Raw genomic sequence first — 26,506 nt, 5'->3', positions numbered from 1 at the left:
CTGTCCCTCTTGGCGATCTCTGGGGGCGGTGCGCTTGGTCGCACCGCCCTTTTTCATGGAAAACGGTCGGACCAGCAGGGCTGCAGGTCGCCCTCCATCGGCTGCGCTGCATGAACCCCACGGGCAATGGCCCGGGCCAGAACGCAGCCCGCGGCATGGCCCAGCCTGAACGCATCCGCCACCGGATCGGCCAGCGGCCGCGCAGCGGTCGAGGCCGCAAAGACCAGATCGCCGTCCAGCGGCGTATGGCTGGGCACCAGCGCGCGGGCCAGGCCGTCATGGGCGGCTGTCGCCAGGCGCTGCAACCCGGCCTTGTCCAGGTTTGCGTCGGTGGCAACGATGGCGATGGTGGTCGCCTCGCCAAGCCGCTTGGCGGGGCGGGGCTCATCGGCGGCGGGGAACTGCGCGGGCAGGCCCAGGCCGCCGAATTCGCCCTCCAGCTCCCAAGGTGCCGCCCAGAACTGCGGATGATCGCCCACGGTCGCGGTGCCGAGGGCATTCACCACCACCAGCGCGCCGACGGTCGCGCCGCAGGACAGCACCGCCGAGGCAGCGCCAAGACCCCCCTTCAGGTTGCCCGTCATCGCCCCCGTTCCGGCCCCGACCGAGCCCAGGGGAAAATCTGCCGCCGCACCTTCCCACGCCCTGCGGCCCAGGCCGGGATAGGGGTTGACGCCCCAACCCTTGTCGCCGCCGTTCAGCAGGTCAAAGACGATCGCACCCGGAACGATGGGCACCCGCGCCGCGCCCACGGCAAAGCCGCGTCCGGCGGTATGCAGCGCCTCCATCACCCCGTCGCAGGCGGCCAAGCCAAAGGCCGATCCGCCCGACAGGACCAGCGCATCGACCCCGCCCACCAGCTTGTCTGGGGCCAGCAGGTCGGTCTCGCGCGTGCCGGGCGCGCCTCCCATCACCTTGACCGAGGCCGCAAAGGGCGCATCGGCGGTCAGGACCGTCACCCCCGACCGCAGGCCCGCATCCTGCGCGTTCCCGACCCGCAGCCCCGCCACATCCGTGATCAGGTTGCGCGGACCGGGCCTCATGCGCCGCCCACGGTCGCCCGCGCCTGCAGGGCGGCCTTCCGGGTCTGGGACAGGGTGGCGCCGGTGGTCAGTGCCTCGGGATCCAGGCGCAGATCAATCACGGCCAGCCGGCCCGACAAGCGCGCGCGCTCAAAGGCGGGCGCGAAATCCTCGTCCCGCTCGACCCGTTCCCCGTGGCCGCCATAGGCGCGGGCGAGGGCGGCAAAATCGGGGTTGAACAGGTCGGTGCCCGAGACGCGACCGGGATAATGGCGCTCCTGGTGCATGCGGATCGTGCCGTAGCGGCCGTTGTTGGCGACGATGACGATGGGCGTGGCGCCGTATTGCGCGGCAGTGGACAGCTCGTTCAGCGTCATCTGAAGGCAGCCGTCCCCGGCCAGGCAGACGGCCATCCGGTCGGGATGCATCAGGCTGGCGGCGATGGCCGCGGGCAGGCCATACCCCATCGACCCCGAGGTCGGCGCAAGCTGCGTTCCGACCTGCCGCCAGCGGTAATAGCGGTGCAGGAAGGCCGCGTAATTGCCCGCGCCATTGGTCAGGATCGCGTCGTGGGGCAGGTGATCGGCCAGCCAGGTGACCACATGTTCCAGACGCAGGGCGCCGGGGGTGCGGCGCGGGGTCTGCCAGGCCTCATACTCCCGGCGCAGGCGCGCCCGCCAATCGGACCAGGGCGCGGGCGGGGCGGGCATGTCGGCCAGGGCCGCCACCACCGCGCGCGGATCGGCCGCCAGTCCGGGATCTGGACGCCACAGCTGGCCCAGCTGGTCCGGGTCGGGATGGACCAGCATCACACGGGCCTGCGGGCGCACCGGGTCCATCAGCGCATAGCCATCCGTCAGCGTGTCCCCCAGGCGGGAGCCGAGCGACAGGATCACGTCCGCCTCGGCCAGGGCGCGGCCCAGGGCCGGGTTCATGCCCACGCCCAGGTCGCCCACGTAATGCGGCAGGCGGTTGTCCATCCGGTCCTGCCGCCGGAAGGGCACCGCCACCGGCAGGTCCCAGGCCGCGGCAAAGCGGGCGAGGTCGTCGGCCGCCTGCTGCGACCACAGGCTGCCGCCCGCCACCACCAGCGGTCGGCGCGCCGTCGACAGCGCCCGCGCCAGGGTCGAGACCGATTCGGGCGCGACATGGGCCAGCGGCAGGCGGGCGGGCGCCAGGTCGGGAATGCAGGTTTGGCCCGACAGCATGTCCTCGGGCAGGGCCAGCACGACGGGGCCGGGGCGGCCCGACTGCGCGACGTGAAAGGCGCGCGCCACGTATTCCGCGATGCGGTCGGTGCTGTCGATCTGCGCCACCCATTTCGCCAGGGGCCGGAACATGGCGCGGTAATCGACTTCCTGAAAGGCCTCGCGATCCTGGTGCCCGCGCGCGATCTGGCCGACGAAAAGGATCATGGGCGTCGAATCCTGGCGCGCGACATGGACGCCCGCGCTGGCATTGGTGGCACCCGGCCCGCGGGTGACGAAGGCCACGCCCGGCCGCCCCGTCAGCTTGCCCGTGGCCTCGGCCATCATCGCGGCGCCGCCCTCGTGGCGGCAGACGATATTGGCGATGCCGCTGTCATGCAGCCCGTCCAGCGCCGCAAGAAAGCTTTCCCCCGGCACCGAGAACACCCGCGTGACGCCGTTCAGGCGCAGCGCCTGGACCAGGATCTGCCCGCCATGCCGCATCCGTTCATCCTTTCGTGAATTCGATCTGGCGCACGCGGACATGCCGCAGCGCCTCGACCATGAAGGCCGTCATCAGGCCAAAGTTCAGCAAGCCGTTGGCCGCCGCCATGCCGCCGAGGATGCGCCAGTCCCGGGGCATCAGCACGTCGCCATAGCCAAGCGTGGTAAAGGTCACCAAGGTGAAATACATGGATTCCTCAAAGCTGGCGAAGACGCCCAGCAGATGGAAGGTCGCGGCCCAGAGCCAGACCGAGGCCGTCAGCATCGCCAGCACCGCAAGGCTGGTCGCCACCACGACCAGGACCAGCTTGGGCCGGTGCGGGGCCTGCATCAGCCAGCGGGACCAGCGGGCAAAGGCCGCCTCCAGCGCCCAGACCGCCTGTCCGGCGATCAGCACGCTGATCACCATCAGCACCGACCCGAAAGCGATCTGTCCCATCATCGCATGTCCCCCCGCCACAGTGCTAGCGCAGGGCGGCCTGGACGCGCAACGGCACCTTTACACGGGCCTGCGCCGCACCTATCTGGCATGGTCATGGCCAAGGATGATGACAGCAGCAACTACAAGGTGATCGCCGAGAACCGGCGGGCACGCTTCGACTACTTCATCGAGAGCGATCTCGAGGTGGGGATCATGCTGACCGGGTCCGAGGTCAAGTCGCTGCGGACCGGCCAGTCCAACATTGCCGAAAGCTATGCCTCGGTCGAGGGCGGAGAGCTGTGGCTGATCAACGGCTATATCGCGGCCCTGGCCCGCGCCGGCGTCTTTGGCCACGAGGAGCGCCGCCGCCGCAAGCTGCTGGTCAACAGGCGCGAGCTGGCCCGCCTGTGGCAGGCCACAGCGCGCGAGGGGATGACGCTGGTCCCGCTGGTGATGTATTTCAACCATCGCGGCATCGTGAAGCTGAAGGTCGGCGTCGCCAAGGGCAAGAAGAACCACGACAAGCGCGAAACCAGCGCCAAGCGCGACTGGAACCGGCAAAAACAGCGGCTTCTGAAGCAGGGATAGACCCTTGCGGCATTGCAGCCCCGCCTGCGCCCCTGTAGATCGGGGCGGCGCAAGCAAGGGGGGACATGCGATGCAGGACGATCCGAAGACACTGGTCTCGACCGATTGGCTGGCCGCCCATCTGAACGATCCCGACCTGCGCATCATCGACGCCAGTTGGCACATGCCCGCCACGGGCCGTGACGCCCGCGCCGAATACGACGCCGTCCACATCCCCCATGCGCGCTTCTTCGACATTGACGCGATCAGCGACAAGCGCAGCGCCCTGCCGCACATGGCGCCCCCGGTCGAGATGTTCATCAGCCGGATGCGCGCCATGGGCATCGGCGACGGCCACCAGATCGTCATCTATGACAATTCCGATATCCGCAGCGCCTTTCGCGTCTGGTGGACCTTTCGACTGATGGGCAAGACCGACGTGGCGGTGCTGGACGGGGGCCTGGCCAAGTGGCAGGCCGAGGGACGCCCGGTCGAGGACATGCCCCCCATCATGCGCGACCGCCACATCACCGTGCAGCGCCAGGCGGCGCTGGTGCGCGACGTGACGCAGGTCGCTGCCGCATCGAAGCTGGGCGATCACGCGATCATCGACGCCCGCGCGCCCGAACGGTTCAGCGGCGAGGTGGACGAGCCGCGTCCCGGCCTGCGGGCGGGCCACATCCCCGGCGCCCGTAACCTGCCCTTTGGCCGCCTGTTCAACGCCGACGGCACCATGATCGCCCCCGAGGCGATCCGCACCGCCTTCGAGGAGGCCGGCGTGGACCTCTCCCGGCCCGCCATCACCACCTGCGGCAGCGGCGTGACCGCCGCGATCCTGTCCTTTGCGCTGGAACGGATCGGGCACCGCAACCACTCGCTCTATGACGGAAGCTGGACCGAATGGGGCAGCTTCGCCGACCTGAACATCGCAACTGGAGACGCCTGAGATGCTGTCCAACCTCAAAGCCCAAGCCCCTGACAAGATCCTGATGCTGATCGAGGAATTCAAGGCCGACACCCGTCAGGGCAAGATCGACCTGGGCGTGGGCGTCTACAAGGACCCGCAGGGCGTCACCCCGGTCATGCGCGCGGTCAAGGCGGCCGAACAGCGGATCTGGGAAACTCAGACCACCAAGGCCTATACCGGCTTGGCCGGCGAACCTGAATACCGCAGCGCGATGGCACGGATGGTGCTGGGCGACGTGCCGGCCGACCGGCTGGCCTCGGTCGCGACCGTCGGCGGCACCGGCGCGATCCGGCAGGCGCTGGAGCTGGCGCGGCTGGCCAATCCCGATGTTCGTGTATTCGTGTCGAACCCGACCTGGCCGAACCACCTGTCGATCATGACCTTCATGGGTCTGCCCTTCACCGAATACCGCTATTTCGACGCAGCGACGCGCGGCGTCGATTTCGAGGGCATGAAGGCCGACATCGCGCAGGCGGGCCGGGGCGACATCGTCCTGCTGCACGGCTGCTGCCACAACCCGACCGGCGCGAACCTGACGATCGATCAATGGGCGCAGGTCGTGGCGATCCTGGAAAAATCGGGGGCCATCCCGCTGATCGACTTGGCCTATCAGGGCTTCGGCGACGGGCTTGACGCCGATGCCGAGGCGACGCGTCTGGTCGCCTCGCGCCTGCCCGAGGTGCTGATCGCGGCGTCCTGCTCCAAGAACTTCGGCATCTATCGCGAACGGACCGGCATCCTGATGGCGTTGGCGGAAAACACCGCCGCGCGGGACCTGGCGCAGGGGTCGATGGCCTATCTGAACCGCCAGAACTACTCCTTTCCGCCCGACCATGGCGCGCGCATCGTCAGCACCATTTTGACCGACGACGCGCTGCGTGCCGACTGGGCCGCCGAACTGGAGGAGGTGCGCAACACCATGCTGGGTCTGCGCGACCAGCTGGCCGCCGAGCTGCGCGACCTGACGGGCAGCGACCGCTTCGACTTCATCGCGCAGCATCGCGGCATGTTCTCGCGCCTGGGCGCCAGCCCCGAACAGGTGCAGACGCTCAAGTCCGACGCGGCCATCTACATGGTAGGCGATTCGCGGCTGAACATCGCCGGGTTGAACCGCGACACCGTTCCGGTCCTGGCCCGCGCGATCATCGACGCCGGCATCTGAGACGGGGCCGGGGCGGTTCCGCCGCCCCGGCCTTGAAGCGCTGTCAGCGGCGGGACAGCCGCTGTTCGATATAGGCGCGCAGCTCCTCGACCTCGCTCCGGCAGTCGGTCATGGCCTCCAGCGCGGCCTGCCGGTCGGCCTGGGCTGTCGCCAGTTCCGCCTCGCGCTGCTGCAGCAGGGCCAGCGCGGCATCACGCTCTTCGCAGGTCGCGCGCATCTGCCCCGCAAGGCGCTCCACCTCGCCCGGCGGGGCGCTGCCGGCGCGGGCGATGCGCTGGACCAGCCAGCTTGCGATCCAGCCCAGCAGGAAGGCGCCGAACAGGATCAGCGCGGTCACGGCAATGAACTCGGATCGTGTCATGGGTCGCTCGCTTCGTCCTGCGCCGCGGCCCGGTCCGCGACCCCTTCGGGGCGGGCACCCGGTCGCGGGGTGGTGTCGTCGGCTGCCTGCACGGGCACCCTAAGGTTTTCCTCGCGCTCGTCCAGCGACTGGAACTCTTCGCTGACGCCCACGGTCAGCGGCACCATTCCCGAGGAATCGTTGCTGTGCGGCAGCTGCGGGCCCTGCATCTGCGGCGGAGGGGGGGCGGCCCGGGGCAGCTGGGGGCCCTGCATCGGGGGCATCTGCGGGCCCTGCATCCGGCCTGCGGCAAGAACCTCCATGTCAGGACCGGCCATCGGGGCGGCAGGCGGGACCTCGGGCGGCGCGCCGGTCACGCCGGATAGCGCGGCGGGCTGCGGCGGGGTGTCGGGCTGGACGGGGCGGGGCGACAGCAGGCGGAATTCGATCCGCCGGTTGGCCTCGCGCCCTTCCTCGGTTTCGTTGCTGTCCAGGGGCTGGCTTTCGCCATAGCCGCGCGAGGTCATGTTCGTCGTGTCGATGCCCGCATCCCGCATGGCGGCGACGATGGCCTGCGCCCGGCCGCGCGACAGCTCGGCATTGAACCCCTCCGAGCCCTGCGAATCGGTATGCCCGCCCGCCTCGATCTGGAACTCGCCGCAGTCGGCCATGACCTCGGCCAGTTGCGACAGGGTAGGGGCTGGGTCGCCCGCGATCGAGGCGCGGCTGGGTTCAAAGCCGATCTCGCTTTCGGACATGATGCGGTTCAGCCGGGCAACGCATTCCTCGCCATCGGGCAGTCCCAGCACAGGGTCCAGGCGTCGGTCATAGCTGATCGCCAGATCATAGCGCGCGCCGGGTCCAAGTCGCTCGGTCAAAAGCGCCACCGCCGCGTCGGTCGCCTGGGGATCACCTGACACGCCCCCAAGCGTGATCAGTTCCGGCGTCACCGCCACCTGTCCCGAATGCAGCGTGCCGACGGCCTCCAGCGCGGCGATCACGCGCACGGTCCAGCCCTCGGGCACCTGCGCATCGCTGCGCAGCCCGCTTTGCGTCACCTGGAAGCGCGATCGTGCAAAGCTGTCCACCGCTTGGCGCATCTGCGCGTCGGCGATCCGGCCGCGCATCGACAGCATCCCCGAATCGGTGAGGCTGGCGTTGAATTCGATCGGAACCGGCTTGTCGGTCTTTGCCGTCTCCAGCCGCGCCTCCAGCGCAAACTCCGCCGGCAGCGCCTGGCGCAGCTGCGCCACGACCTCGTCGAACTGCGCGCGCCCGACACCTGCGCCGGCCCGCAGGCCGATCCGGGCATCCGACAACGTGACCGCTCCCTGCCCCAGTTGCGATAGCGCCCCGATGGCCGCCACCGCCGCGTCCCCCCATGCGGGCGAGGGCGCCCCAAGCCCCAGGGGACAGTCCGCCCGCCCGATCAGCCCCGCCGCCCGCGCCGCCTCGGTGATCCGGGCGGCGGTCGGCTGGTCCTCGGCCACGCAGGCGTCCAGGCGCGCCCCCGAGGCGTTCATGACAAAGCGCAGCGCATAGGGCGAAACCACCGGCCGGGGCGCCGAGATCCGTGCCTGCAGCTTGACCCCCTCAGGGCGTGCCTTTTGCAGCGCAGCCTCCAGCCGGGCCTTGTCCTGGGCATTGTCGGCCAATGCCACGACCGTGACCTCGCCGGGTGCGATCGAGATCTTGGCCGGTCCCGCCATCCGCAGCGCCTGCAGGCCAAAGCGCATCGCCGCCTCCCACAGGGGCGGCAGGGGATAATCCGCGCTTTCCAGCAGGTCGGTCACCGGCACGGCCGCCCGTTCTCCGCGCAGGTCGCGCAGGATCGCGGCGCGGTCGGTCCCGGCCGGCACCAGCCCGATCAGCGAGATGCCCTGGTCATTGCGCAGCAGCTCGATCTTGAATTCGGGCGGCGTCAGCGCGTCCACGGCCGCCACGGTTGTCTCGTCCAGGATGCGGCTGGCATCCACGGCGGTGGCGGCCTGGGTCAGGGCCCGGAACCGTGCGACCTCGGAAGGGGCGGTTCCGGTCAGGCGAACCCGCAGCCCGTCCGTCTGTACCCGGGCCCAGTCATGGCCAGCACCGGTCAGGGCGCGTTCCACATCCTCGGCCGTGCGCTCCTCGAGATAGGTCGCCGCCGTCTCGGCGCCGGCCCAGCAGAGCCCCCCCGCGCCGGCCAGAACCAGCACGGTCACCAGGGAGGTCGAGATTCGGCGGCGCGTTCTTGCCATGAGGGAAAGACCCGGGACTGTTGCAATTGCGCAACGTCTAGTGCCCCGTCCGGCCTCCTGCAATCACAGCAGCCCCGCAACGGCAAGAAACAGCGCAAGGATCAACCCGGCATCGCGGTTGGACCAAAAGAGGCGCAGGCAGGTGCCGCCGTCATTAGGGCGAAAGTTCCGCAACTGCCACAGCAGGTGCAGACCAAAGCCCAGCAGCCCCGCAAACGCGATCAGCAGGTTGCCCCCCGTCAGCGCGATGGCCACGGCCAGGACCGCCACCGACAGCAGCGCAAAGCCCGTCAGGATGAGCGGACTGCGGTCGCCGAAGAGGCGCGCCGTGGATTTCACGCCGATCAGGGCGTCATCCTCGACATCCTGATGGGCATAGATCGTGTCGTAAAAGATCGTCCAGGCGATGGCGCCCGCCCAGGCCACCACCGGCGCCGCGTCCACGCGTCCCATATGCGCGGCATAGGCCAGCATCACGCCCCAGTTGAAGGCAAGGCCCAGAAAGACCTGCGGCCACCAGGTGAACCGCTTGGCAAAGGGATAGATCGCCACCAGCCCCAGCGAGGCGACCCCCATCCAGATCGCCGCCGGGCCAAGCGTCAGCAGGATCACCATGCCCACCAGCCCCTGCACGATCAGCCAGGCATAGGCGCCCCGCAGGCTGATCTGACCCGAGGGCAGGGGTCGCGACCGCGTGCGGGCCACCTGCGCGTCGAAGTTGCGGTCGGTGATGTCGTTCCAGGTGCAGCCCGCCCCGCGCATCACGAAGGCGCCGATGGTGCAGGCCAGCGCGATCCACAGGTCGAACCAGCGTGGGCCGTCCGCCATCATCGCCAGTCCGATCCCCCACCAGCAGGGCAGCAGCAGCAGCCAGGTGCCGATGGGCCGGTCGGCGCGGCTCAGCCGCAGCAGCGGCCGGCTGGCCCGGGGCGCCAGGCGGTCCACCCAGTTCCCCTTGGGGGCGTCGAAGACGGCGTCTGGCCTTTCGGTCTGGCTTTGCATAGCGTCGGGCCCATCATGGCTAGGATCAGACTGTTCATAGATCACCCCTTGGTCGCGGGACAACCCGTCCCCTTGGACCCGGCGCAGGCGCATTACCTGTCGGGGGTCATGCGCCTGCGCGCGGGCGACGTGGTCACAATTTTCAACGGCCGCGACGGAGCCTGGTCGGCCAGCCTGCTGGAGGCGGGCAAGCGTGGCGGCAGCCTGATGCCGGACGCCCAGACCGGCCCGCAGCGGAACCCGCCCGACCTGTGGCTGCTGTTCGCGCCGATCAAGAAGGCCCGCACCGACTTCATCGTCGAAAAGGCAGCCGAGATGGGCGCCGCCCGGATCCTGCCCGTGCAGACCGACCATACCAATTCCGAACGCATCCGCCAGGATCGGCTCCAGGCCCATGCCGTCGAGGCGGCCGAGCAATGCGGCGGCACCTTCGTGCCCGAGGTGGCGGATCTGGCGCCGCTGTCGCGGCTGTTGGACGGGTGGGACGGGACGCGCCGCATCCTCTGGGCGGACGAGGCCCGCGTCGGACCCGCCGCCACCCTGGCCGAACTGCCCCCCGGCCCTTGGGCCATCCTGATCGGCCCCGAAGGCGGATTTTCTGCCGCCGAGCGGGCGCATCTGGGGCGCCTGCCCTTTATCACCCCGGTCAGCCTCGGGCCGCGAATCCTGCGCGCCGACACGGCAGCGGTCGCGGCGCTGGCGCTGTGGCAGGCAGCCTTGGGTGATTGGCGCTAGGTCAAGCAGCAGATCCATGCTGCGATGCGGCATAGCGTGGTGCGATTGCGACAGTTTTACGGCAAAAAGCCCCGCTTTCCCTGCGATTGCTGCATAGCGGCATTGTTGCTTTCGCAGCTACTCTTTGCAGGGTGCCGGAACTATTTCCAGATCATCCGCAAACTGCCCCCGGATGGGGCAATCTGAACACAGGTGACATGATGGCGATGATGGATACGAACCGCATCTCGACTGCTCCGGGACTGGGTACTCTGGTGGTGCGTCTGTTCTCGGCCGTCGCGTCCTTCTGGGATGCGCGCGTGACGCGCCGCGAACTGAGCCGCCTGTCGGACCGCGAACTGGACGATATCGGCCTGTGCCGTGGCGACATCGATCAGGCGGCCCGCAGCTGAGACCGACTTGTCGGACCGACGAACGAACCCCCGAAAGCGTCATGCTCGCGGGGGTTTTTTCTTGTCCACGGGGTGGATTGCGCCCGTCCCTCAGGCTCGGGTCATGACCAGGGTTGTCCAGTCGCCCAGGTCGTCGCGCCGATCCAGCGCGAAGCCGGCCGCCTGATAGGCCGCCACGACCTCCTCGGCCTGGGTGGTCAGGATCCCCGACATGATGATCCTGCCCGCAGGTGCCACATGGCGCGCCATGTCGGGGGACAGGTCGATCAGCGGCTGCTTGAGGATATTGGCCAGCACCAGGTCATAGGGCGCCGCCTGTTCCAGCGTGGGATGCTCGAAGCCCGCTGCCTCGATGCAGACGACGCGCCCGTCGAGGCCATTGGCGATGACATTGGCGGCGGCCGTGTCGACCGCAATCGGGTCGATGTCGCTGGCCAGAACGGTCACGTGCCACAGCCGCGCCGCGCCCATCGCCAGAACGGCGGTGCCGCAGCCGATATCGGCGATGCGGGTGGCGTCGAACCCCTCCTGCGCCAGCCGGTCCAGCGCCTCCAGGCAGCCCTTGGTGGTGTTGTGATGGCCGGTGCCAAAGGCCATGGCGGCCTCGATGCACAGGGCCTCGACGCCCTCGGGGACGGTGTCGGCATCGTGGCTGCCGTGGACGTAAAAGCGGCCCGCCCGCACGGGGGTCAGTTCACGGCGCACATGGGCCACCCAATCCACCTCGGGCAGTTCCGAAATGACAAAGGGCTGCGCGTCATGGGCCGCGGCCAGCAGGGCCAGCGCGATCTCGTCCGGGCTTTCGGTGAAATAGGCGCCGACCTCCCACCGCTCGGACCCGTCCTCGATCTCGAAGATGCCGGTGCCGACGGGCTCGGGGGTCAGCTCCTCGCAGGCCTCGGCCAGCGCTTCGGCGGCCTCGCGGCCTTGCAGATGGGTCAGGGCGGTAAAGGTCGTCATCAGATCGGATCCGGATTGGGAATGCTGGCCTCTACCCCGGTGCCCTTGAGGCCGCAATAACCGTCGGGATTCTTTTCCAGATATTGCTGATGCGCCTCGTGCGCGGGCCAGAACTGCGCGGCATCGACGATCTGGGTCGTCACCTTGGGAAAGCCCTGCACGGCCAGGCGGTTGTCATAGTCGATCTTGGAGGCTTCAGCCGCGCTGCGCTGGCTGTCGGTGAAGGTCATGATCAGGCTGCGGTACTGGCTGCCGATGTCGTTGCCCTGCCCGTTTTCCTGGGTGGGGTCGTGGTTTTCCCAGAACAGCTTCAGCAAGTGGTCATAGCTGATCAGCGAGCTGTCATAGATGACCCGCACCACCTCGGCATGGCCGGTGTCGCCACGCTTGACCTGGTCATAGGTCGGGCTCTGGACCTCGCCGCCGGCAAAGCCCACCTCGGTCAGCCAGACCCCGTGCTCCTGCCAGAACAGTCGCTCGACCCCCCAATAGCAGCCCATGCCGAAGATCGCCTGATCGTAGCCGGCGGGAGGATTGGCCCCCAGGGGCCGGTGAAAGATCGCGTGTTCGGTCATCGCAAAGCCTCTTTTCCTGGTGTCCCCGCCAAACGCGGGACGGGTTGTGCCGGTTCACCCCCGCGGATGCGCCGCACGATAGACGGCCATCAATTGGGCATCATCCACCCCGGTATAGACCTGCGTGGTGGACAGGCTGGCATGGCCCAGCAGCTCCTGGATGGTGCGCAGGTCGCCCCCGGCCGCCAGCAGATGGGTGGCAAAGCTGTGTCGCAGGGCATGGGGCGTGGCCGTCGCGGGCAGGCCCAAGGCGGCGCGCGCCTTGCGCATCGAGCCGGCCACGCTGGCCGCGCCAAGTCGTCCGCCGCGCATGCCGCGAAACAGCGGCTGCTCGGGGGCCAGGACCCAAGGCGTCAGGCGCAGGTATTCTGCCACCGCCGCGCGTGCCACCGGCAGCACCGGCACCTGACGTTCGCGCCCGCCCTTGCCGCGGATGATCAGCCCCTCGGGGAAAGGCCAGTGGCGCCCGTCCAGCGCCAGCGCCTCGGAAATCCGCAGCCCGCACCCCCAGAGCAGCGTCAGCACGGCCATGTCGCGGGCGCCGACCCAGGGCGTTGCGTGCAAGGCGACCTCGGCCAGCGTGTTCTGGGCCTGGTCGGGCGTCAGCGGACGGGGCAGGGACCGGGCATAGCGCGGGCTGCGGGCCGAAAGCGCGGCGGACAGATCGTACCCCTCGCGGTCGGACAGCCAGCGCAGAAAGGACCGCACCGCCGACTGCCGCCGCGCCAGCGACCGGGCGCCCAGGCCACGCGCCCGTTCGGCGGCGGCAAAGGCGCGCATGTCGGTCTGCCGCAGGCCGGCCAGCGCGGCTGGCGTCGCGGCCTGGCCCCAATGGGCGCCGATGAAGTGCAGAAAGGCGATCAGATCCGCCTGATAGGCGGTGATCGTGTGGTCGGCGCGGTCCTTGACGGCCCCCTCGGTCTCCAGCCAGCGGGCCAAGGCGTCGCTGGTTGCAGGGGCCAGGGCCAGCGGCCGCTGCGTCATCGCGCCAAACGGTCCAGCAGGACCAGCCGGAAGACCTGCGCGAAGAACCGCAGAAGATCGGTGCCATGCGAGGGCTGGAAGCGGCCGGCATCGGCGCTGCCCATCAGCAGCATGGCGCGAGGCCGGGCGGCGCCCAGGTCAAGCGGCAGCAGCGCCTCGGAGGCCAGCGACCGGCCGTGCATCGGCCGGGTGATCGCTGTGGCCGGCCGCAGCACGATGTCGTCGCCCCGCGGCGCGCGACGGCCGGCGGCCACGATGCGCTCGATCATGCCCTGCGGGAGGATCACGACATCCTCGGGCAGGGTGGGCATCGCGGGCTCGGCCTCGACCACCAGGCGCAGGGTCTCGATCCGCAGCAGGGGGGCGATGTTGGATTGCAGGGCGCCGATGAAATCCGACAGGTCGGCCGATTCCAGCAGGCCGATCACCGCACGATGGACGATCGCCATGCCCGACTGGTTGTCATAGGCGGCGGCGATCACGCTTTCATGCGTCGCCTCCAGCCGGTCTAGCCGGCCTTCCAGCGCCTCCATCGCGCGGCCGCGGATGTCGATGACATTGGCCCCGGCCTCGGCCTCGCGCGCGGCGACCAGGGCACGCATCAGGTCGCGATCGGCCAGGATCGCGGCGGGGTCGGAGATCAGCCGTTCCCGGATCTCTGGTTCAAGCGCGTCGTTCATCCCCGTCCCCTGGTCCTTGCCGGTCACCCGATCTTCTGGCCGGTCTGCTTCCAGTCCGCATCAAACTGCGCCAGGCCCTTGTCGGTCAAGATGTGGTTCGCCATCGACTTGATGACCGACGGCGGCGCGGTGATCACGTCGGCGCCGATCTTGGCGGCATCGACGATGTGGTTCACCGTGCGGATCGAGGCGGCCAGGATCTGCGTCTCGAAGCCGTAGTTGTCATAGATCTCGCGGATGTCGGCGATCAGGTCCATCCCGTCCAGGTGGATGTCGTCCAGCCGGCCGATGAAGGGGCTGATGAAGGTCGCGCCCGCCTTGGCGGCCAGGATCGCCTGCGCGGCCGAGAAGCACAGCGTGACATTGACCATATGGCCTTCGTCCGACAGCGCGCGGCAGGCCTTGAGACCGTCCCAGGTCAGCGGCACCTTGACGGTAATGTTGCCGGCGATCTGCGCCAGGTGCTTGCCCTCGCGGATCATGCCCTCGGCATCGGCGGCCACGACCTCGGCCGAGACGGGACCCGCCACCAGTTCGCAGATCTCGCGCGTGACCTCGGCGATGTCGCGTCCGGCCTTCAGGATCAGCGAGGGGTTGGTGGTGACCCCGTCGACCATGCCCAGGTCGTTCAGTTCGCGGATGGCGGCAATATCGGCGGTATCGACAAAGAACTTCATGGTCCGGCTCCTCTGGTACGCTTTGGGTGGGTCATACTTCAGATGGCCCCGCGCGGGAAGGCCGAACCGGTCCCGCCGCGCGGCCGGGGCTTGCAACCGGCGGCGCGGCCCGTCTTTATCGCGGCCCATGAGCCAAGCCTTTTTCCCGCCCCGCGCCCGGATCGCGGTCCTGACTTGCGAGCCTGTGGGCGTGCTGGATTACTTGGCGCCCGACACCGGGGTGCGTCAGGGACAGCTGGTGCTGGTGCCGCTGGGGCCGCGTCGGGTGCTGGGCCTTGTCTGGGGCGAGGGGACCGGCGATTTCGACCTGGCACGGCTGCGCCCGGTCGCGCGGGTGCTGGATGCGGAACCCTTTTCGGCGGGGTTCCTGGATTTCCTGACGCGGGCGGCGGAATACACGCTGACGCCGCTGCCCCTGATGCTGCGCATGGCCACGCGTGCGCCCGATATGGACCAGCCGCCCGCCGCCCGCCGCATCATCGTGCCCGGCTCGGGGCAGGTGGGCCGCCAGACCGAGGCGCGCGCCCGTGTCATGCAGGTGGTGGCCGATCACGGCGGCGCAAGCTTTGCCGCCTCGGAACTGGCGCAGCTGGCGGGGGTCGGCACCTCGGTCGTCAAGGGGCTGGTGGGCATGGGCGCCCTGGCCGAGATCGAGGCGCCGCGCGACCTGCCCTATCCGCGGCTGGATCCCACCCTTCCGGGCAAGCCCTTGGCCCCCGACCAGCAGGCGGCGGCCGACAGCCTGCACGGCGCCATCAGGTCCGGCAGCTATGGCACCACGCTGCTGCGCGGCGTCACCGGCTCGGGCAAGACCGAGGTCTATCTGGAAGCCGTGGCCGAATGCCTGGCGCAGGGGCGGCAGGCGCTGGTCCTGCTGCCCGAGATCGCGCTCTCGGCCGAGTTCCTGGACCGGGTCGAGGCGCGGTTCGGCGCCCGCCCCGGCGAATGGCACAGCGGCATCACCCGGACCGAGCGGCGGCGCCTGTGGCACATGGCCGGCCGGGGTGAGGTCGGGCTGGTCGTCGGCGCGCGGTCGGCGCTGTTCCTGCCCTTCCGCGACCTGGGCCTGATCGTCGTCGATGAGGAGCATGACAGCAGCTACAAGCAGGAGGACGTGGTCTATTACAGCGCCCGCGACATGGCGGTGCTGCGCGCCTCGATCAGCCGGTCGCAGGTGGTGCTGGCCTCGGCCACGCCCAGCCTGGAAAGCTGGGTGAATGCGGCGGCGGGCAAGTATCGGCGGCTGGACCTGCGGTCCCGCTATGGCGAGGCCGAACTGCCCCAGATGGCCGCGATCGATCTGCGCGCCGAGGCGATGGAGGCGGGGCGCTGGATCTCGCCCACGCTGGCGCAGGCGGTCACCGACCGCCTGGCCAAGGGCGAGCAATCGCTGATCTTCCTGAACCGGCGCGGCTTTGCCCCGGTCACCGTCTGCCGCGCCTGCGGCGAGCAGATCGGCTGCCACCAATGCGACGCGCGCATGGTCGAACACCGCTTCCAGAACCGCCTGGTCTGCCACCAATGCGGCGAAACGCGCCCCATTCCCACGGCCTGCCCCAGTTGCGGGGTCGAGGGCAAGCTGGCCCCCATCGGCCCCGGCGTCGAACGCATCGCCGAGGAGGTCGCGGCCCGTTTTCCCGAAGCCAAGGCGACCGTGCTGTCATCCGACCTGTTCCATTCGGCGCGGGCGCTGAAGGAGACCATTGCCGAGATCGCCGAGGGCGACACCGACATCATCATCGGCACGCAGATCGTCGCCAAGGGCCACAACTTCCGCCGCCTGACACTGGTGGGGGTCGTGGATGCCGACCTGGGCCTGCAGGGCGCGGACCTGCGGGCGGCGGAGCGCAGTTTCCAGCTGATGCGGCAAGTGGCCGGGCGGGCGGGGCGCATCAGCGGGGCGGCGCCGGGCATCGCCCTGCTGCAGACGCACCAGCCGGACCACCCGGTGATCCGCGCGATCCTGACGGGGCGGGACGAGGCTTTCTGGGACGCCGAGGCGCAGGGGCGGCAGGCTGCCGGGATGCCCCCGTTCGGCCGCCTGGCCGGGATCATCCTGTCGCATCCCGACCTGGGGGTGGTCGCCGATTTCGCCCGGCACCTGGCGGGGCTGGCGCAACCCCTGGCCGAGGTCGGCGCCGAGCTATGGGGACCCGCGCCCGCGCCCATTGCGCGGGTCAGGGGGCGGCACCGGATGCGGATGCTGATCCGCGCGCCCCGCCAGGCGCCGCTGCAGGCGGCCATCGCGGACTGGCTGTCGGGCGTCAAGCTGCCCACGAACCTGCGCCTGTCGGTGGACATCGACCCGCAGAGCTTTCTGTGACAGGGGCCCGCGCCTAGTTCCTCAGCACGATGCAGCGCCCGCCAAGCCGCTGAAAGCGGGCGCAGAAGGTCGCGGCCTCGTTGCGGGACTGATAGCCCACCTGCGCGGTATAGACGGCGCGCGGCATGCCGTTCAGCCGCTTGCGCACGTAACCGACGCGCGCGCCGCCATCCAGGATCGGCCGCAACGTGCGGTTCAGGCGGGCCACCTGCTGCGCAGCCCCCGCCTGGCTGGGGTGGCTGGCCACGATCACCCCCCAGGGCATGACCGGGGGCTGGGTGTTGAACTCGCGCAGCTTGCGGTCGCCGGCCATCTTCTCGCAGGATTTCCGAAAGGGCATGTCGGGGACCAAAGCCAGCCTGAGGTCGGATGGTGCGGGCGGGTTGTCGCGCCAGCGATGGGCGCTGAAGCCGGTGATCGATTCGACGTAATCCACCGTCTCATAGGGCAGGGTCGTCTGCTGGGCGACAAAGCGCGCGGCGCGGTTCTCGCCGCCGTTATAGGCGACCGCCGCCAGGCCGATATTGCCGAAACGCTGGCTCAGCTGGCTCAGGTACCAGGCGGCCTTGCCAATGGCCTGGGCCGGGTTGAAGGGGTCGTCCAGCCAGTAGAGGTCGGCCGTTCCCGGCATGAACTGCGCAATGCCAAGCGCCCCGGCGGGGCTGACGGCAGAGGGCTCGAACCGGCTTTCCTTCCACAGCAGGCGGGCCAGGAAGGCGGGGTCCAGCCCCTGCTCGCTGGCATTGCGCTCGATCAGCTTGCAGACATCGGCGGCATAGCTGTCCTTGCGGATGCAGTCGCGCCCGTCATCGCTGCAGCGCAGATCCTCGGTCACCCGGGGCGGTGCCCGCCCGTCCAGCGCATCAACGGCTGGACGCGCCGATGCGCCGGTCGCGGCAGGCGCCAGCAGCGCGGCGGCCAGGGCAAGACGGAGGAAAAGCTGGAACATGAGGGTCATCAGGTCTTTCGCCGGCGGGGCAGGATCAGGCCGGCCCGCGCCGGGTCACTTGGATGTCTTGGTGGGATCGGCCTTGGCGCCTGCGCCCTTTGCCGCCTTGCCCTTGGCCCCGGCCTTCTTGCCAGTGCCCTTGGACTTGGCAGCCTTGGGCTTGTCGGTGCTTCCCGCAGCCTTTTTGGCGGCCTTGCGCTCGACCTTTTCGGCAGCTTTCTGGGCTTCCTTGGCGGCCTTCTTCGCGGCCTTCCGGTCGGCCTTGGCGGCTTCGCTCTCGGCCTCCTTCAGCACCTTCTTCGCCGCCTTGCGCGCAACCTTGTCAGCCTCCTTGCGGGCCTTCCGCAGGATCTGGGCCGTGCTGGCCTCGGCCGGGACGGAGGTGGGAACCGGCGGCAGGTTCTCGGCGGGGGCCTCGACCTCAGCGGCCGGGGCTGGCGAGGTGGTGCGCCGCTTGGGGATGCGATGCGGCTCCGTGCGCAGATCCGTCTTGCGGGCCTCGGCCGATTTGCGGCCGGCGGGCTTGCGCGACACGGTCGCCCGCTTGCGCTTGGTGGCTGTCTTGGCCGCGGCGGGCGCGATGGCCGCCACCGTGGAAGCGGTCGGCGCGGTGGCCTGGATGGCGGAGGCGGCCTCGCGCCGGGCCGGCAGGCCGCGTTTGCGCCGCTCGGCCTCCACGCGGCGGATGCCGGCGGTCATCATGCGGGCCGGCTCATCATTGGCGTCCGCACCTGCCTTGGCGCCGGCCTTGGCCTCGTCCCGCGCCCTGCGCAACTGCTCCAGCAGGTCATAAAGGGCCGGGTCGTCCAGGCGGGCCAGTGCCGGATGGCGGCTTTGCTCGCTGAGGCTCAGCTGGTCCTTGTTCAGCATTTCCTGCTCGCGCTTGACGTGATTGGGCATCGCGGGGCCTTCGGATCAAGGGGTTGGATGTGTCAGGACATTGCGCACAGAACGCGGGATTTGCAATTGGAAAGGCCCGGCATGCGCCGGGCCTGTCTCATCATCATCATCCGCCTACGGGACCGGGTCGCCGGATCACCAGCTGGGCACGGCGCTTTCCACGGGCGAGACAAAGCCCGCATCGGCGGTGGCGAAGGGATCAGTCACGGCGGTCGTGTCCATCGCCATCGGCTCCGGCGCTGCTGTCGGCATGGCGGTCGGGGTGGCCATCATCGCGGCATAGGGATCCACCGCCGGTTGCGCCGGCGCCAGGGCCGTGGCCTGAACCGGGGCGGCGGCAGGATCGATGACAGGCTGGGCCTGGACGGCCGGGACGACGTAACCTTCGGGGGTTTCCATCATCGGGCCTTCCATCCGGACGCTTTCAGCCTCGGAGCGCACGACGACCTCGGTCCCGTTCGGCACCGCCTCGAAAAGGTCGATCACGTCCTGGTTGAACAGGCGGATGCAGCCGGCCGAGGTCGCCTTGCCGATGGACGAGGGGTCCATCGTGCCGTGGATGCGGTAATAGGTGTCGGTGTTGCCCTGGTAGAGATAGAGCGCGCGCGAGCCGAGCGGGTTGTGCATGCCGCCCGACAGGCCGCCGGCGAACTGGCCGTAAAGCTCGGGCTCGGTCTTCAGCATGTTGTCGGTCGGGCGCCAGCTGGGCCAGGCCGCCTTGCGGGCGATCGTGGCGCGACCCTCGAAGCCCTTGCCGGCACGGCCGACGGCAACGCCATAGCGCATCGCCTGGCCCCCCGGCTGAACGTGGTACAGCACGCGCGCATAGGGGTCGACCACGATCGTGCCCGGAGTTTCGGTGCCGTTGTAAGGAACGGTCTGGCGGCGGTTGCGGTCGATCAGATAAGCGGCGCGGATGGCGGGGATCTGGATGGCGTCGCCGTTGGGGCCACGGTCGACGCGGGACTGGTAGATCTCGGGGATCGACACCGGCTGCTGCGGCGCCGGGGCCGCTGCTTCCTGGGAGGGACCACAAGCCGCCAGCCCCAAGGCCAGCGCCGTAAAGAGAAAAGCGAGGCGCATCGTTGAATGTTCCTTGTTCATCGTCGGTCCCGCCGGCAGAGACAGGGCCGAGGCAGCATCAAATTTCTATCGCGACAACGGCGGTGCCATCATGCGCGATTCGCATAGCGTTCCATGGGCCCGACCATGCAGTCGCGTCAAGCCCGGCGGGGCGATCGTGACCCCCACGGCGCGTCGCAATCCAAACTATGTGGCCGCGCCGCGTCAGCCCCATCAAGTTTGCACTGCAGCGGAACAACTTGCCGTGTGGTTTGGTTTCCGGAACGCGCGCAGGTTGCCGCAACATTCCAGGGAATCACTCAAGATGAACATCATCGTTGCACTGATCATCGGTGCCATCGCCGGCTGGCTGGCCGGTCTTCTGGTCAAGGGCCGCGGGCAGGGCCTGCTGGTCAATATCGTCGTGGGCATCGTGGGGGCGCTGATCGCCTCGTTCCTGTTCCCGGCGGTCGGCTTCGGCGCGGCGGGTTCGGTGCTGGGCGCGATCGTCCACGCCACCCTGGGCGCGGTGATCCTGCTGCTTGTCCTGCGCCTGGTTCAGCGCGCAGGGTGACGCGATAGACCTTTCCCGGACCGGGCGGCCCCCGGGGTCGCCCGCCAGAACGAGCAGCACGACGTGACCAGCCCGAACCCGCCAGATGATGCCTTGGCCCGCGCCCGTCCGCGCGGCGCGCTTGCCCCCTTCGGCTATCGCGATTTCCGGCTGCTGTGGTCGGCCACGCTGATCTCGAACTTCGGGGGGCTGATCCAGGCGGTGGGCGCCGCCTGGCTGATGACGCAGCTGACCGAAAGCGCCACGCTGATCGCGCTGGTGCAGGCGTCGAACACGCTGCCGGTGATGCTGCTGGCCATTGCCTCGGGTGCCCTGGCCGACATCTTCGACCGCAAGACGCTGCTGATGACGGCGCTGATCTTCATGGCAACCATGTCGGTCGCGCTGGCCGTCGTCGCCTGGAACGGCTGGCTGACGCCCTGGCTGCTGCTGGCCTTCACCTTTCTGCTGGGGGCGGGGCAGGCGGTCTACAACCCGCCCTGGCAGGCCAGCATGGGCGACCTCGTGGCGCGTCAGGACCTGCCGGCGGCGGTCAGCCTGAACTCGGTCGGCTTCAACCTGATGCGCAGCGTCGGCCCGGCGGCCGGCGGCTTCATCGTGGCGGCCTTCGGCGCGGCGGCGGCATTCGCAGTGAACGCGGTCAGCTATCTGCCCCTGCTGGGTGCCATGGCCCGGTGGAAGCCCAGCCTGGCTCCCCGCGTGACCACGCCCGAGCCCTTCCTGGCGGCGATGGGGGCGGGGCTGCGCTATGTCGCGCTGTCGCCGAACCTGATGCGGGTGATGCTGCGCGGCGCGCTTTTTGGCTTTGCCGCCATCGCTGTGCTGGCCTTGCTGCCGCTGGTCGCCAAAAGCCACCCCGAAGGCGGGTCGCTGCTGTTCGGGGGCCTGCTGGGCTGCTACGGCGTCGGCGCGATCGCGGGGGCGCTGCTGAACCCGCGGATCCGGGCGCGGCTGGAAAATGAACATGTCGTGCGGATGGCCTTCGGGGGCTTCGCGGTGGCGGCGCTGCTGCTGGGGCTGACCGAATCCGTCTGGCTGCATGCGCTGGCGATGCTGCCGGCGGGGGCGGCGTGGGTGCTGGCGCTGTCGCTGTTCAACGTGACGGTCCAGCTGTCCACGCCACGTTGGGTCGTCGCCCGGGCGCTGGCGCTGTACCAGACCGCGACCTTCGGCGGCATGGCGGCGGGGGCCTGGCTCTGGGGCGCGGTGGCGGGGGCCCAGGGGCTGGACGTGGCGCTGGCCAGTGCGGGTGGCGTCCTGGTCTTTGGCGGCGTGATCGGCCTCTGGCTGCGGGCGCCGGAATTCGGGACCGTCGATCTGGATCCTGTGAACCGCTTTCGCGAACCCGCGCTGCGGCTGGACCTGCGCGGGCGCTCCGGCCCGATCATGGTGATGGTCGACTACAGCATCGACCATGACGACGTGGCCGAGTTCCTGCGCCTGATGCGCCAGCGGCGCAACATCCGCAGGCGGGACGGCGCCCGCAACTGGGCGCTGCTGCGCGACCTGGAGCATCCCGACCGCTGGAGCGAAAGCTATCACATCGCCACCTGGGACGAATATGTCCGCCACAACCTGCGCCGTACCAAGTCGGACGCCGAGGTGACGGTTGCCCTGCGCGCCCTTCACCGGGGCGAGGGCGATCCCGTCGTCCACCGGATGATCGAACGCCACAGCGTCGGCCCCCAGGACGACGTCCCCCTGGTCGGCAAGCTGGAGATCCCCTGAACCCTCCCTCCGCGCCGCGGCAAGACGGGCTTTGCGCCCATGGCCCTGCTGCGGTAAACCCGCCCTCAAGACACCATGAGGGCAGAGGCGATGAGATCGGCAACTCGGACAGCGACGGCTGTGGGCGCGGTGGCGCTGGCACTGATGGGCATGACGGCGACCGCGGGCGCGCAGGTCGTCACCAAGCAATACGATGACGGCGGCGTCTACGAGGGCACCTTCCGCAACGGCGTGCAGCACGGCCAGGGCAGCTATGTCCTGCCAAACGGCTATCGCTACGAGGGCGATTGGGTCGAAGGCCAGATCATGGGCCAGGGTTGCGCGCAGTTCCCCAACGGCTCGGTCTACGAAGGGCAGTTCGCGCGCGGCAAACCCGATGGCCGTGGCAAGATCACCTATGCCGACGGCGGCACCTACGAGGGCAGCTGGGTCGGGGGCGAGATCAGCGGCGAGGGCGTGGCCAATTATGCCAACGGCTCGGTCTATACAGGCCAGTTCGACAAGGGCCTGCATCAGGGGCGCGGGGTGCTGACCCAGCCCAACGGCTATCGCTATGACGGCGAATGGAACGCGGGCGTCAAGGAAGGGCAGGGAAAGATCACCTATCCCGACGGCGCGGTCTATGAAGGCGGAATGCTGGCGGGCCAACGGGCCGGGCGCGGCAAGCTGGTGATGGCCGACGGGCTGACCTATGACGGGATCTGGGCGGCCGGCGAGATGTCGGGCAGCGGTACCCTGGTCCAGCCGACCGGCGACCGCTACGAGGGGCAGATGGAGGGCGGCCGCCGCCAGGGCAAGGGCATCGCCACCTATGCCAATGGCGATGTCTATGACGGCGAATTCGCCAATGACCGCCGGCACGGGCAAGGCACCTTCACGGGCACGGACGGCTATGTCTATGTGGGCGAATGGGTCGAGGGCCGGATGGAGGGCCGCGGCCAGATCACCTATCCCGACGGCTCGGTCTATCTGGGCCAGATGCGCGCCGACCGCCCCGACGGGACCGGCAAGATCACCTATGCCGACGGCTCGACCTATGAGGGCCAGTGGGTCGAGGGCGTGATCGAGGGTGACGGCAAGGCCACCTACGCCAATGGCATGGTCTACGAAGGCAGCTTTCGCAATGCGCGGAACGACGGGCAGGGGCGGATGTCCTATCCTGACGGCTACGTCTATTCCGGCGCCTGGAAGGACGGCCAGCGCCATGGCGACGGGCAGGCCACCTATCCCGACGGGACTGTCTATACCGGCGCCTTCGTCAACGGGCTGCGCGAGGGGCAGGGCCGCCTGACCACGCCGGACGGCTTTATCTACGAAGGCGGATGGAAGGGCGGCGAGATCGACGGCCAGGGCGTCGCCACCTATGCCAATGGCGACCGCTACGAAGGCAATTTCGCGCAGGGCAAGCGGCAGGGGCAGGGCGTCATGCGCTATGCCACCGGTCAGGTCGCCGCGGGCGAATGGCAGGACAACCGCCTGATCGAGGCCGACCCGGCCGCAGCCGAACCCCCCGCCGATGCCGAAACGCCGCAGATGCCGGACGAAAACCAGGCCCAGCAGCCATGACGGGCGAACCGATCTTTCGCCGCGCCGTCGTAGCGGACCTGCCCGCGCTGGTGGCAATGCTGGCCGACGATCCCTTGGGTGCCGGGCGTGAGGGCGGCGACGACAGCCACTATCATCGGGCCTTTGCTGCCATCGACGCCGACCCGAACCAGTTTCTTTGCACGGTGGAACTGGACGGATGCATCGCAGGGACGCTGCAACTGACCTTCATCGCCGGGCTGTCGCGCGGCGGGGCGCGGCGCGGCCAGATCGAGGCGGTTCGGGTGGCGCGCGAGGCGCGGGGCAGGGGGCTGGGCCGGGCGATGATGGACTGGGCGATCCAGCGCTGTCGGGACGAAGGTTGCGCGATGGTGCAACTGACCACCGACCGCTCTCGCACGGATGCCCACCGTTTCTACGAGCGGCTCGGCTTTGCCAACTCTCATCTGGGCTACAAGATGGTGCTGGACCGGCCCTAGCCCTTGCCATCCTCGCCGAACAGCCCGCGCAGGCCGCGGCTGACCAGGCTGCCGACGCGCGGACGGGGCTGGGACAGGAAGGGCAGCGGGCGGCAGACCTCCATCGCGGCGATGCCCACGCGGGCGGTCAGGGCGCCGTTGACCAGGCCTTCGCCGAACCGGCGTGACAGCTTGGCCAGGACACCGCCGCCCGCGACGGTGTGGATCAGGTCATCGCCCGCCGCGACCGCACCGGTGGCGATCAGATGGGTCATCACCGTGCGCGCCAGGCGCCAGCCCCCGATCGCCCCGGCCCGCCCGCCATAGATCTCGGCCATGCGGCGGATCATGCGCAGGTTCGCGGCCAGCGCCGCCGCGACATCCGCAAAGGCCAGGGGCACCAGCGCGGTGGTCGCGGCCACGGTGCGGGCGGCGGCCTCGATCTCGCGCCGGGCCTGCTGGTCCAGGCCCGCCAGCATCTCGGTCTCGGCCAAGGTCAGCAGGGTCTGGGCGTCAAAGGTCTCGCCCCGCCGCTCGGACAGGCGCTGGCGCTGCCATTCCAGCTCGGGACGGGCGGCATAAAGGCTGACCAACTGATCGGTCACCGACTTGGCCGCGTCGAAATCCTGCCCCGCCAATGCCGCACCGGCCGCGCGCTGGATCCGGTCGATCCGCCCCAGCCGCCGCCAGGCGCGCCATTCGCGCAGCGCCATGCCAAGTGCTGCCAGCGTGAACAGCGCAAAAAGGATCACTGCGATCCAGCCCAGCAGGGGATAGGTGGTCAGCAGCCGGTTGATGAAATCCAGCGCCGCCACGCCCAGAAGAAAGGTGAACAGCGCCACGCCCGCGTTCAGGAACAGCCGGGTCAGCCGCGAGGGGCGCCGCCCGACCAGCCGGGTCACCACCTCCATCGTGCGGGGCCGGGGCAGGGGCGCCTCCAGCGGATCGATGGCCGGGGCGTCGGCGGGGTTCGGGATCTCTTCGCTCAGGGTCCGGGCCTGGGGACCGCGCGGGGCGGCCGGGGCGTCGGGCTCCAGCTCCAGCAGGACCGGGCGGCGGGGCCGCTTGGGCGGCGGGTTCACGGGGTCGGTCACAGGCGGTCTCCGATCAGGAATTCCGCCACCCGGTCCAGCCGGATATGCGGCGGCCCGTCCCCCGGACGGGTGGTCAGGGGGGCGGGCGCAAAGTTCATGATGGCATAATCGCCGTCCAGCCAGGCCTCGGCCCCCTGCCGGGCGGGATGCAGCAGCGCGGAGGGGTCTGCCGGCAGCTCGCCCGGATAGAAGGCCGCCTGCCGCCCGTCCAGCAGCCGGCCCCGCACGGCGGGCAGTTCCTCGTCGTCCTGGCGGATCATGTCCTCGGTCGTGGCGCGCAGGGCGGCGATGGACATGGCCTCGGTCCGGGCGCCCTGGAAATCCGCCCGGTCGCGCGCCTCGCGCAGCATGGCCGACAGGATCGCGGTCAGGCGATTGTGCTGAATGTGATGCAGGTGATCGGCCTTGGTGGCGGCGAACAGGATGCGCTCGACCCGCCGCGACCCCAGAAGCTGCGCCAGCCAGCCCGCGCGGCCGGGGCGAAAGGCCGACAGCACGTCGGCCATGGCGCGGCGCATGTCATCGACCGCGCGGGGGCCCTGGTGGATCGCCCCCAGCACATCCACCAGCACGACCTGCCGGTCGATCCGGGCAAAGTGGTCGCGAAAGAACGGCCGGACGATGCGCGACTTGTAGGCGTCGAAGCGGCGGCGGAACTCCCGGCCCAGCCTGCCATCCTGAAGCGCGGCGGGCAGCGGCGCGAAGGTCAGCGCCGGAGAGCCCGCGAGTTCGCCCGGGATCAGAAAGCGGCCCGGCGTGCAGTCGGACCAGCCGGCGGCGCGGGCCGCGTTCAGGTGGGCGGTGTAAAGGTCTGCCAGATCCTGGGCGCGGGGTTCGGAAAAGGCCGCGTCCGGGTCCTCGGCCGCCAAGGCCGCCAGGAAGCGGTCGGCGCCGGGGCGGCCGTCGATCCGCTCCAGCACCTCGGCCGACCACTGGGCAAAGTCGCGCTCCATCAGGCGCAGGTCCAGCAGCCATTCGCCCGGATAGTCGACGATATCCAGATGCAGGTTGCGCGGGCCCCGCAACCCGCCGAACAGGCCGCCGCCTTCCAGCCGCAGCGACAGGCGCAGCTGGCTGACATGGCGCGTCCCGTCGGGCCAGTGCGGCTCGGGCCCGGTCAGGGCGGCCAGGTGCCGTTCAAAGTCAAAGCGGGGGATGGTGTCATCGGGCTGGGGTTGCAGCCAGACCGCCTTCAGCCGGCCGTCGGCGGCGGCGCGCAGGGCCTGCATCCGCCCGCGTTCCAGAAGGTTCGCCACCAGCGAGGTGATGAACACCGTCTTGCCCGCCCGCGACAGTCCGGTGACCCCGATCCGCACCACCGGGTCGGTCAGGCCCAGACCCTCCATCACGTCGCTGCCGATGCCCATGCCTGTTCCTGCTGCCTGTGTCGCGTCACCTAACGCCGCGTCGGGAAGATAGGTCCGCAGGGCGCGGATGTGTAGCGTGCGAAGGGGGCCGCCG

General features: G+C 69.7%; 26 protein-coding genes. 10 read left to right on the top strand and 16 right to left on the bottom strand.

The window, feature by feature from the left end; all coding sequences use genetic code 11:
- Positions 1 to 53: 53 nt before the first annotated feature.
- Genes ACZ2G3_RS13925 through ACZ2G3_RS13915 form a run of 3 tightly spaced genes read right to left on the bottom strand, consistent with a single transcriptional unit; the run spans position 54 to position 3,152 of the window.
- Positions 54 to 1,043 (bottom strand): P1 family peptidase, encoded by a 990-nt coding sequence (locus ACZ2G3_RS13925; protein WP_470396610.1) that lies wholly within the window; start codon positions 1,041 to 1,043, stop codon positions 54 to 56.
- Positions 1,040 to 2,713: a thiamine pyrophosphate-binding protein gene (locus tag ACZ2G3_RS13920; RefSeq protein ID WP_470396609.1), complete on the bottom strand. Its 1,674-nt coding sequence runs from the start codon at positions 2,711 to 2,713 to the stop codon at positions 1,040 to 1,042. Before ACZ2G3_RS13920 ends, ACZ2G3_RS13925 begins: the two co-directional genes overlap by 4 nt.
- Before the next feature lie 4 nt (positions 2,714 to 2,717).
- The gene (locus ACZ2G3_RS13915) at positions 2,718 to 3,152 is read right to left on the bottom strand and encodes an ion channel (protein WP_470396608.1); all 435 of its coding nucleotides are present in this window, start codon (positions 3,150 to 3,152) and stop codon (positions 2,718 to 2,720) included.
- A 96-nt stretch (positions 3,153 to 3,248) separates the two neighbouring features.
- On the opposite strand from ACZ2G3_RS13915, the gene smpB reads away from it, so the two are divergent.
- The 3 genes from smpB (at position 3,249) to ACZ2G3_RS13900 (ending at position 5,830) form a co-directional block, all read left to right on the top strand.
- A complete protein-coding gene (gene smpB, locus ACZ2G3_RS13910) occupies positions 3,249 to 3,722 on the top strand; it encodes an SsrA-binding protein SmpB (RefSeq protein ID WP_470396607.1) in 474 nt (157 codons plus the stop codon).
- A gap of 70 nt (positions 3,723 to 3,792) precedes the next feature.
- On the top strand, positions 3,793 to 4,647 hold the full coding sequence (gene sseA, locus ACZ2G3_RS13905) for a 3-mercaptopyruvate sulfurtransferase (RefSeq protein ID WP_470396605.1): 855 nt from the start codon (positions 3,793 to 3,795) through the stop codon (positions 4,645 to 4,647).
- Position 4,648: 1 nt separating this feature from the next.
- Positions 4,649 to 5,830, top strand: coding sequence for an amino acid aminotransferase (locus ACZ2G3_RS13900; protein WP_470396604.1), 1,182 nt, complete (start codon positions 4,649 to 4,651; stop codon positions 5,828 to 5,830).
- A 43-nt stretch (positions 5,831 to 5,873) separates the two neighbouring features.
- Here ACZ2G3_RS13900 and ACZ2G3_RS13895 read toward each other — a convergent pair whose 3' ends face one another.
- The 3 genes from ACZ2G3_RS13895 to ubiA all read right to left on the bottom strand — a co-directional run bounded on the left by ACZ2G3_RS13895 (position 5,874) and on the right by ubiA (position 9,409).
- Positions 5,874 to 6,191 (bottom strand): hypothetical protein, encoded by a 318-nt coding sequence (locus ACZ2G3_RS13895; protein WP_470396603.1) that lies wholly within the window; start codon positions 6,189 to 6,191, stop codon positions 5,874 to 5,876.
- Positions 6,188 to 8,407, bottom strand: coding sequence for an OmpA family protein (locus ACZ2G3_RS13890; RefSeq protein WP_470396602.1), 2,220 nt, complete (start codon positions 8,405 to 8,407; stop codon positions 6,188 to 6,190). Before ACZ2G3_RS13890 ends, ACZ2G3_RS13895 begins: the two co-directional genes overlap by 4 nt.
- Positions 8,408 to 8,470: 63 nt before the next feature.
- Positions 8,471 to 9,409 carry a 4-hydroxybenzoate octaprenyltransferase gene (ubiA, locus tag ACZ2G3_RS13885; protein WP_470396601.1) on the bottom strand — a complete coding sequence of 313 codons (939 nt, stop codon included), beginning with the start codon at positions 9,407 to 9,409 and terminating at the stop codon, positions 8,471 to 8,473.
- 15 nt (positions 9,410 to 9,424) lie between these two features.
- Here ubiA and ACZ2G3_RS13880 point away from each other — a divergent pair, with 15 nt between their 5' ends.
- Positions 9,425 to 10,144, top strand: coding sequence for a 16S rRNA (uracil(1498)-N(3))-methyltransferase (locus ACZ2G3_RS13880; protein WP_470396600.1), 720 nt, complete (start codon positions 9,425 to 9,427; stop codon positions 10,142 to 10,144).
- Between the two features lie 200 nt (positions 10,145 to 10,344).
- The gene (locus ACZ2G3_RS13875; RefSeq protein WP_419269145.1) at positions 10,345 to 10,536 is read left to right on the top strand and encodes a DUF1127 domain-containing protein; all 192 of its coding nucleotides are present in this window, start codon (positions 10,345 to 10,347) and stop codon (positions 10,534 to 10,536) included.
- Positions 10,537 to 10,626: 90 nt separating this feature from the next.
- Here the strand turns inward: ACZ2G3_RS13875 and ACZ2G3_RS13870 are convergent, their stop codons facing one another.
- Genes ACZ2G3_RS13870 through fsa form a run of 5 tightly spaced genes read right to left on the bottom strand, consistent with a single transcriptional unit; the run spans position 10,627 to position 14,412 of the window.
- On the bottom strand, positions 10,627 to 11,496 hold the full coding sequence (locus tag ACZ2G3_RS13870) for a 50S ribosomal protein L11 methyltransferase (RefSeq protein ID WP_419269144.1): 870 nt from the start codon (positions 11,494 to 11,496) through the stop codon (positions 10,627 to 10,629).
- A complete protein-coding gene (msrA, locus tag ACZ2G3_RS13865; protein WP_470396598.1) occupies positions 11,496 to 12,071 on the bottom strand; it encodes a peptide-methionine (S)-S-oxide reductase MsrA in 576 nt (191 codons plus the stop codon). Before msrA ends, ACZ2G3_RS13870 begins: the two co-directional genes overlap by 1 nt.
- A 54-nt stretch (positions 12,072 to 12,125) precedes the next feature.
- Positions 12,126 to 13,055, bottom strand: coding sequence for a tyrosine recombinase XerC (locus tag ACZ2G3_RS13860; protein ID WP_470396597.1), 930 nt, complete (start codon positions 13,053 to 13,055; stop codon positions 12,126 to 12,128).
- On the bottom strand, positions 13,052 to 13,735 hold the full coding sequence (locus tag ACZ2G3_RS13855; RefSeq protein WP_470396596.1) for a DUF484 family protein: 684 nt from the start codon (positions 13,733 to 13,735) through the stop codon (positions 13,052 to 13,054). The genes ACZ2G3_RS13860 and ACZ2G3_RS13855 overlap by 4 nt, the downstream gene beginning before the upstream one ends.
- A 23-nt stretch (positions 13,736 to 13,758) precedes the next feature.
- A complete protein-coding gene (gene fsa, locus ACZ2G3_RS13850) occupies positions 13,759 to 14,412 on the bottom strand; it encodes a fructose-6-phosphate aldolase (protein WP_419269140.1) in 654 nt (217 codons plus the stop codon).
- Between the two features lie 127 nt (positions 14,413 to 14,539).
- Here fsa and ACZ2G3_RS13845 point away from each other — a divergent pair, with 127 nt between their 5' ends.
- On the top strand, positions 14,540 to 16,735 hold the full coding sequence (locus ACZ2G3_RS13845) for a primosomal protein N' (protein WP_470396595.1): 2,196 nt from the start codon (positions 14,540 to 14,542) through the stop codon (positions 16,733 to 16,735).
- 13 nt (positions 16,736 to 16,748) lie between these two features.
- Here ACZ2G3_RS13845 and ACZ2G3_RS13840 read toward each other — a convergent pair whose 3' ends face one another.
- The 3 genes from ACZ2G3_RS13840 to ACZ2G3_RS13830 all read right to left on the bottom strand — a co-directional run bounded on the left by ACZ2G3_RS13840 (position 16,749) and on the right by ACZ2G3_RS13830 (position 19,667).
- Complete coding sequence (locus tag ACZ2G3_RS13840) at positions 16,749 to 17,684, bottom strand: lytic transglycosylase domain-containing protein (protein WP_470396594.1); 936 nt, start codon at positions 17,682 to 17,684, stop codon at positions 16,749 to 16,751.
- A gap of 54 nt (positions 17,685 to 17,738) precedes the next feature.
- Positions 17,739 to 18,584: a hypothetical protein gene (locus ACZ2G3_RS13835; protein ID WP_470396593.1), complete on the bottom strand. Its 846-nt coding sequence runs from the start codon at positions 18,582 to 18,584 to the stop codon at positions 17,739 to 17,741.
- 135 nt (positions 18,585 to 18,719) lie between these two features.
- Positions 18,720 to 19,667, bottom strand: coding sequence for a L,D-transpeptidase (locus ACZ2G3_RS13830; protein ID WP_470396592.1), 948 nt, complete (start codon positions 19,665 to 19,667; stop codon positions 18,720 to 18,722).
- A 304-nt stretch (positions 19,668 to 19,971) separates the two neighbouring features.
- Between ACZ2G3_RS13830 and ACZ2G3_RS13825 the strand changes: the two genes are divergently transcribed.
- The 4 genes from ACZ2G3_RS13825 to ACZ2G3_RS13810 all read left to right on the top strand — a co-directional run bounded on the left by ACZ2G3_RS13825 (position 19,972) and on the right by ACZ2G3_RS13810 (position 23,972).
- Positions 19,972 to 20,220, top strand: coding sequence for a GlsB/YeaQ/YmgE family stress response membrane protein (locus tag ACZ2G3_RS13825; protein WP_470396591.1), 249 nt, complete (start codon positions 19,972 to 19,974; stop codon positions 20,218 to 20,220).
- 63 nt (positions 20,221 to 20,283) lie between these two features.
- A complete protein-coding gene (locus ACZ2G3_RS13820) occupies positions 20,284 to 21,948 on the top strand; it encodes an MFS transporter (protein ID WP_470396590.1) in 1,665 nt (554 codons plus the stop codon).
- Positions 21,949 to 22,038: 90 nt separating this feature from the next.
- Positions 22,039 to 23,514 carry an MORN repeat-containing protein gene (locus ACZ2G3_RS13815; protein ID WP_470396589.1) on the top strand — a complete coding sequence of 492 codons (1,476 nt, stop codon included), beginning with the start codon at positions 22,039 to 22,041 and terminating at the stop codon, positions 23,512 to 23,514.
- Entirely contained in the window at positions 23,511 to 23,972 is a 462-nt protein-coding gene (locus ACZ2G3_RS13810; protein WP_470396588.1) for a GNAT family N-acetyltransferase, read from the top strand. Before ACZ2G3_RS13815 ends, ACZ2G3_RS13810 begins: the two co-directional genes overlap by 4 nt.
- On the opposite strand, the gene ACZ2G3_RS13805 is transcribed toward ACZ2G3_RS13810, so the two are convergent.
- The gene (locus tag ACZ2G3_RS13805; RefSeq protein ID WP_470396587.1) at positions 23,969 to 25,045 is read right to left on the bottom strand and encodes a YcjF family protein; all 1,077 of its coding nucleotides are present in this window, start codon (positions 25,043 to 25,045) and stop codon (positions 23,969 to 23,971) included. The two genes, ACZ2G3_RS13810 and ACZ2G3_RS13805, sit on opposite strands and share 4 nt — an antisense overlap.
- Positions 25,042 to 26,412: a YcjX family GTP-binding protein gene (locus tag ACZ2G3_RS13800; RefSeq protein ID WP_470396586.1), complete on the bottom strand. Its 1,371-nt coding sequence runs from the start codon at positions 26,410 to 26,412 to the stop codon at positions 25,042 to 25,044. The genes ACZ2G3_RS13805 and ACZ2G3_RS13800 overlap by 4 nt, the downstream gene beginning before the upstream one ends.
- Positions 26,413 to 26,506 lie beyond the last annotated feature (94 nt).

The sequence above is a fragment of the Paracoccus sp. KKT209 genome, from assembly GCF_055635455.1.
This window is presented reverse-complemented; position numbering and strand designations above follow the sequence as displayed.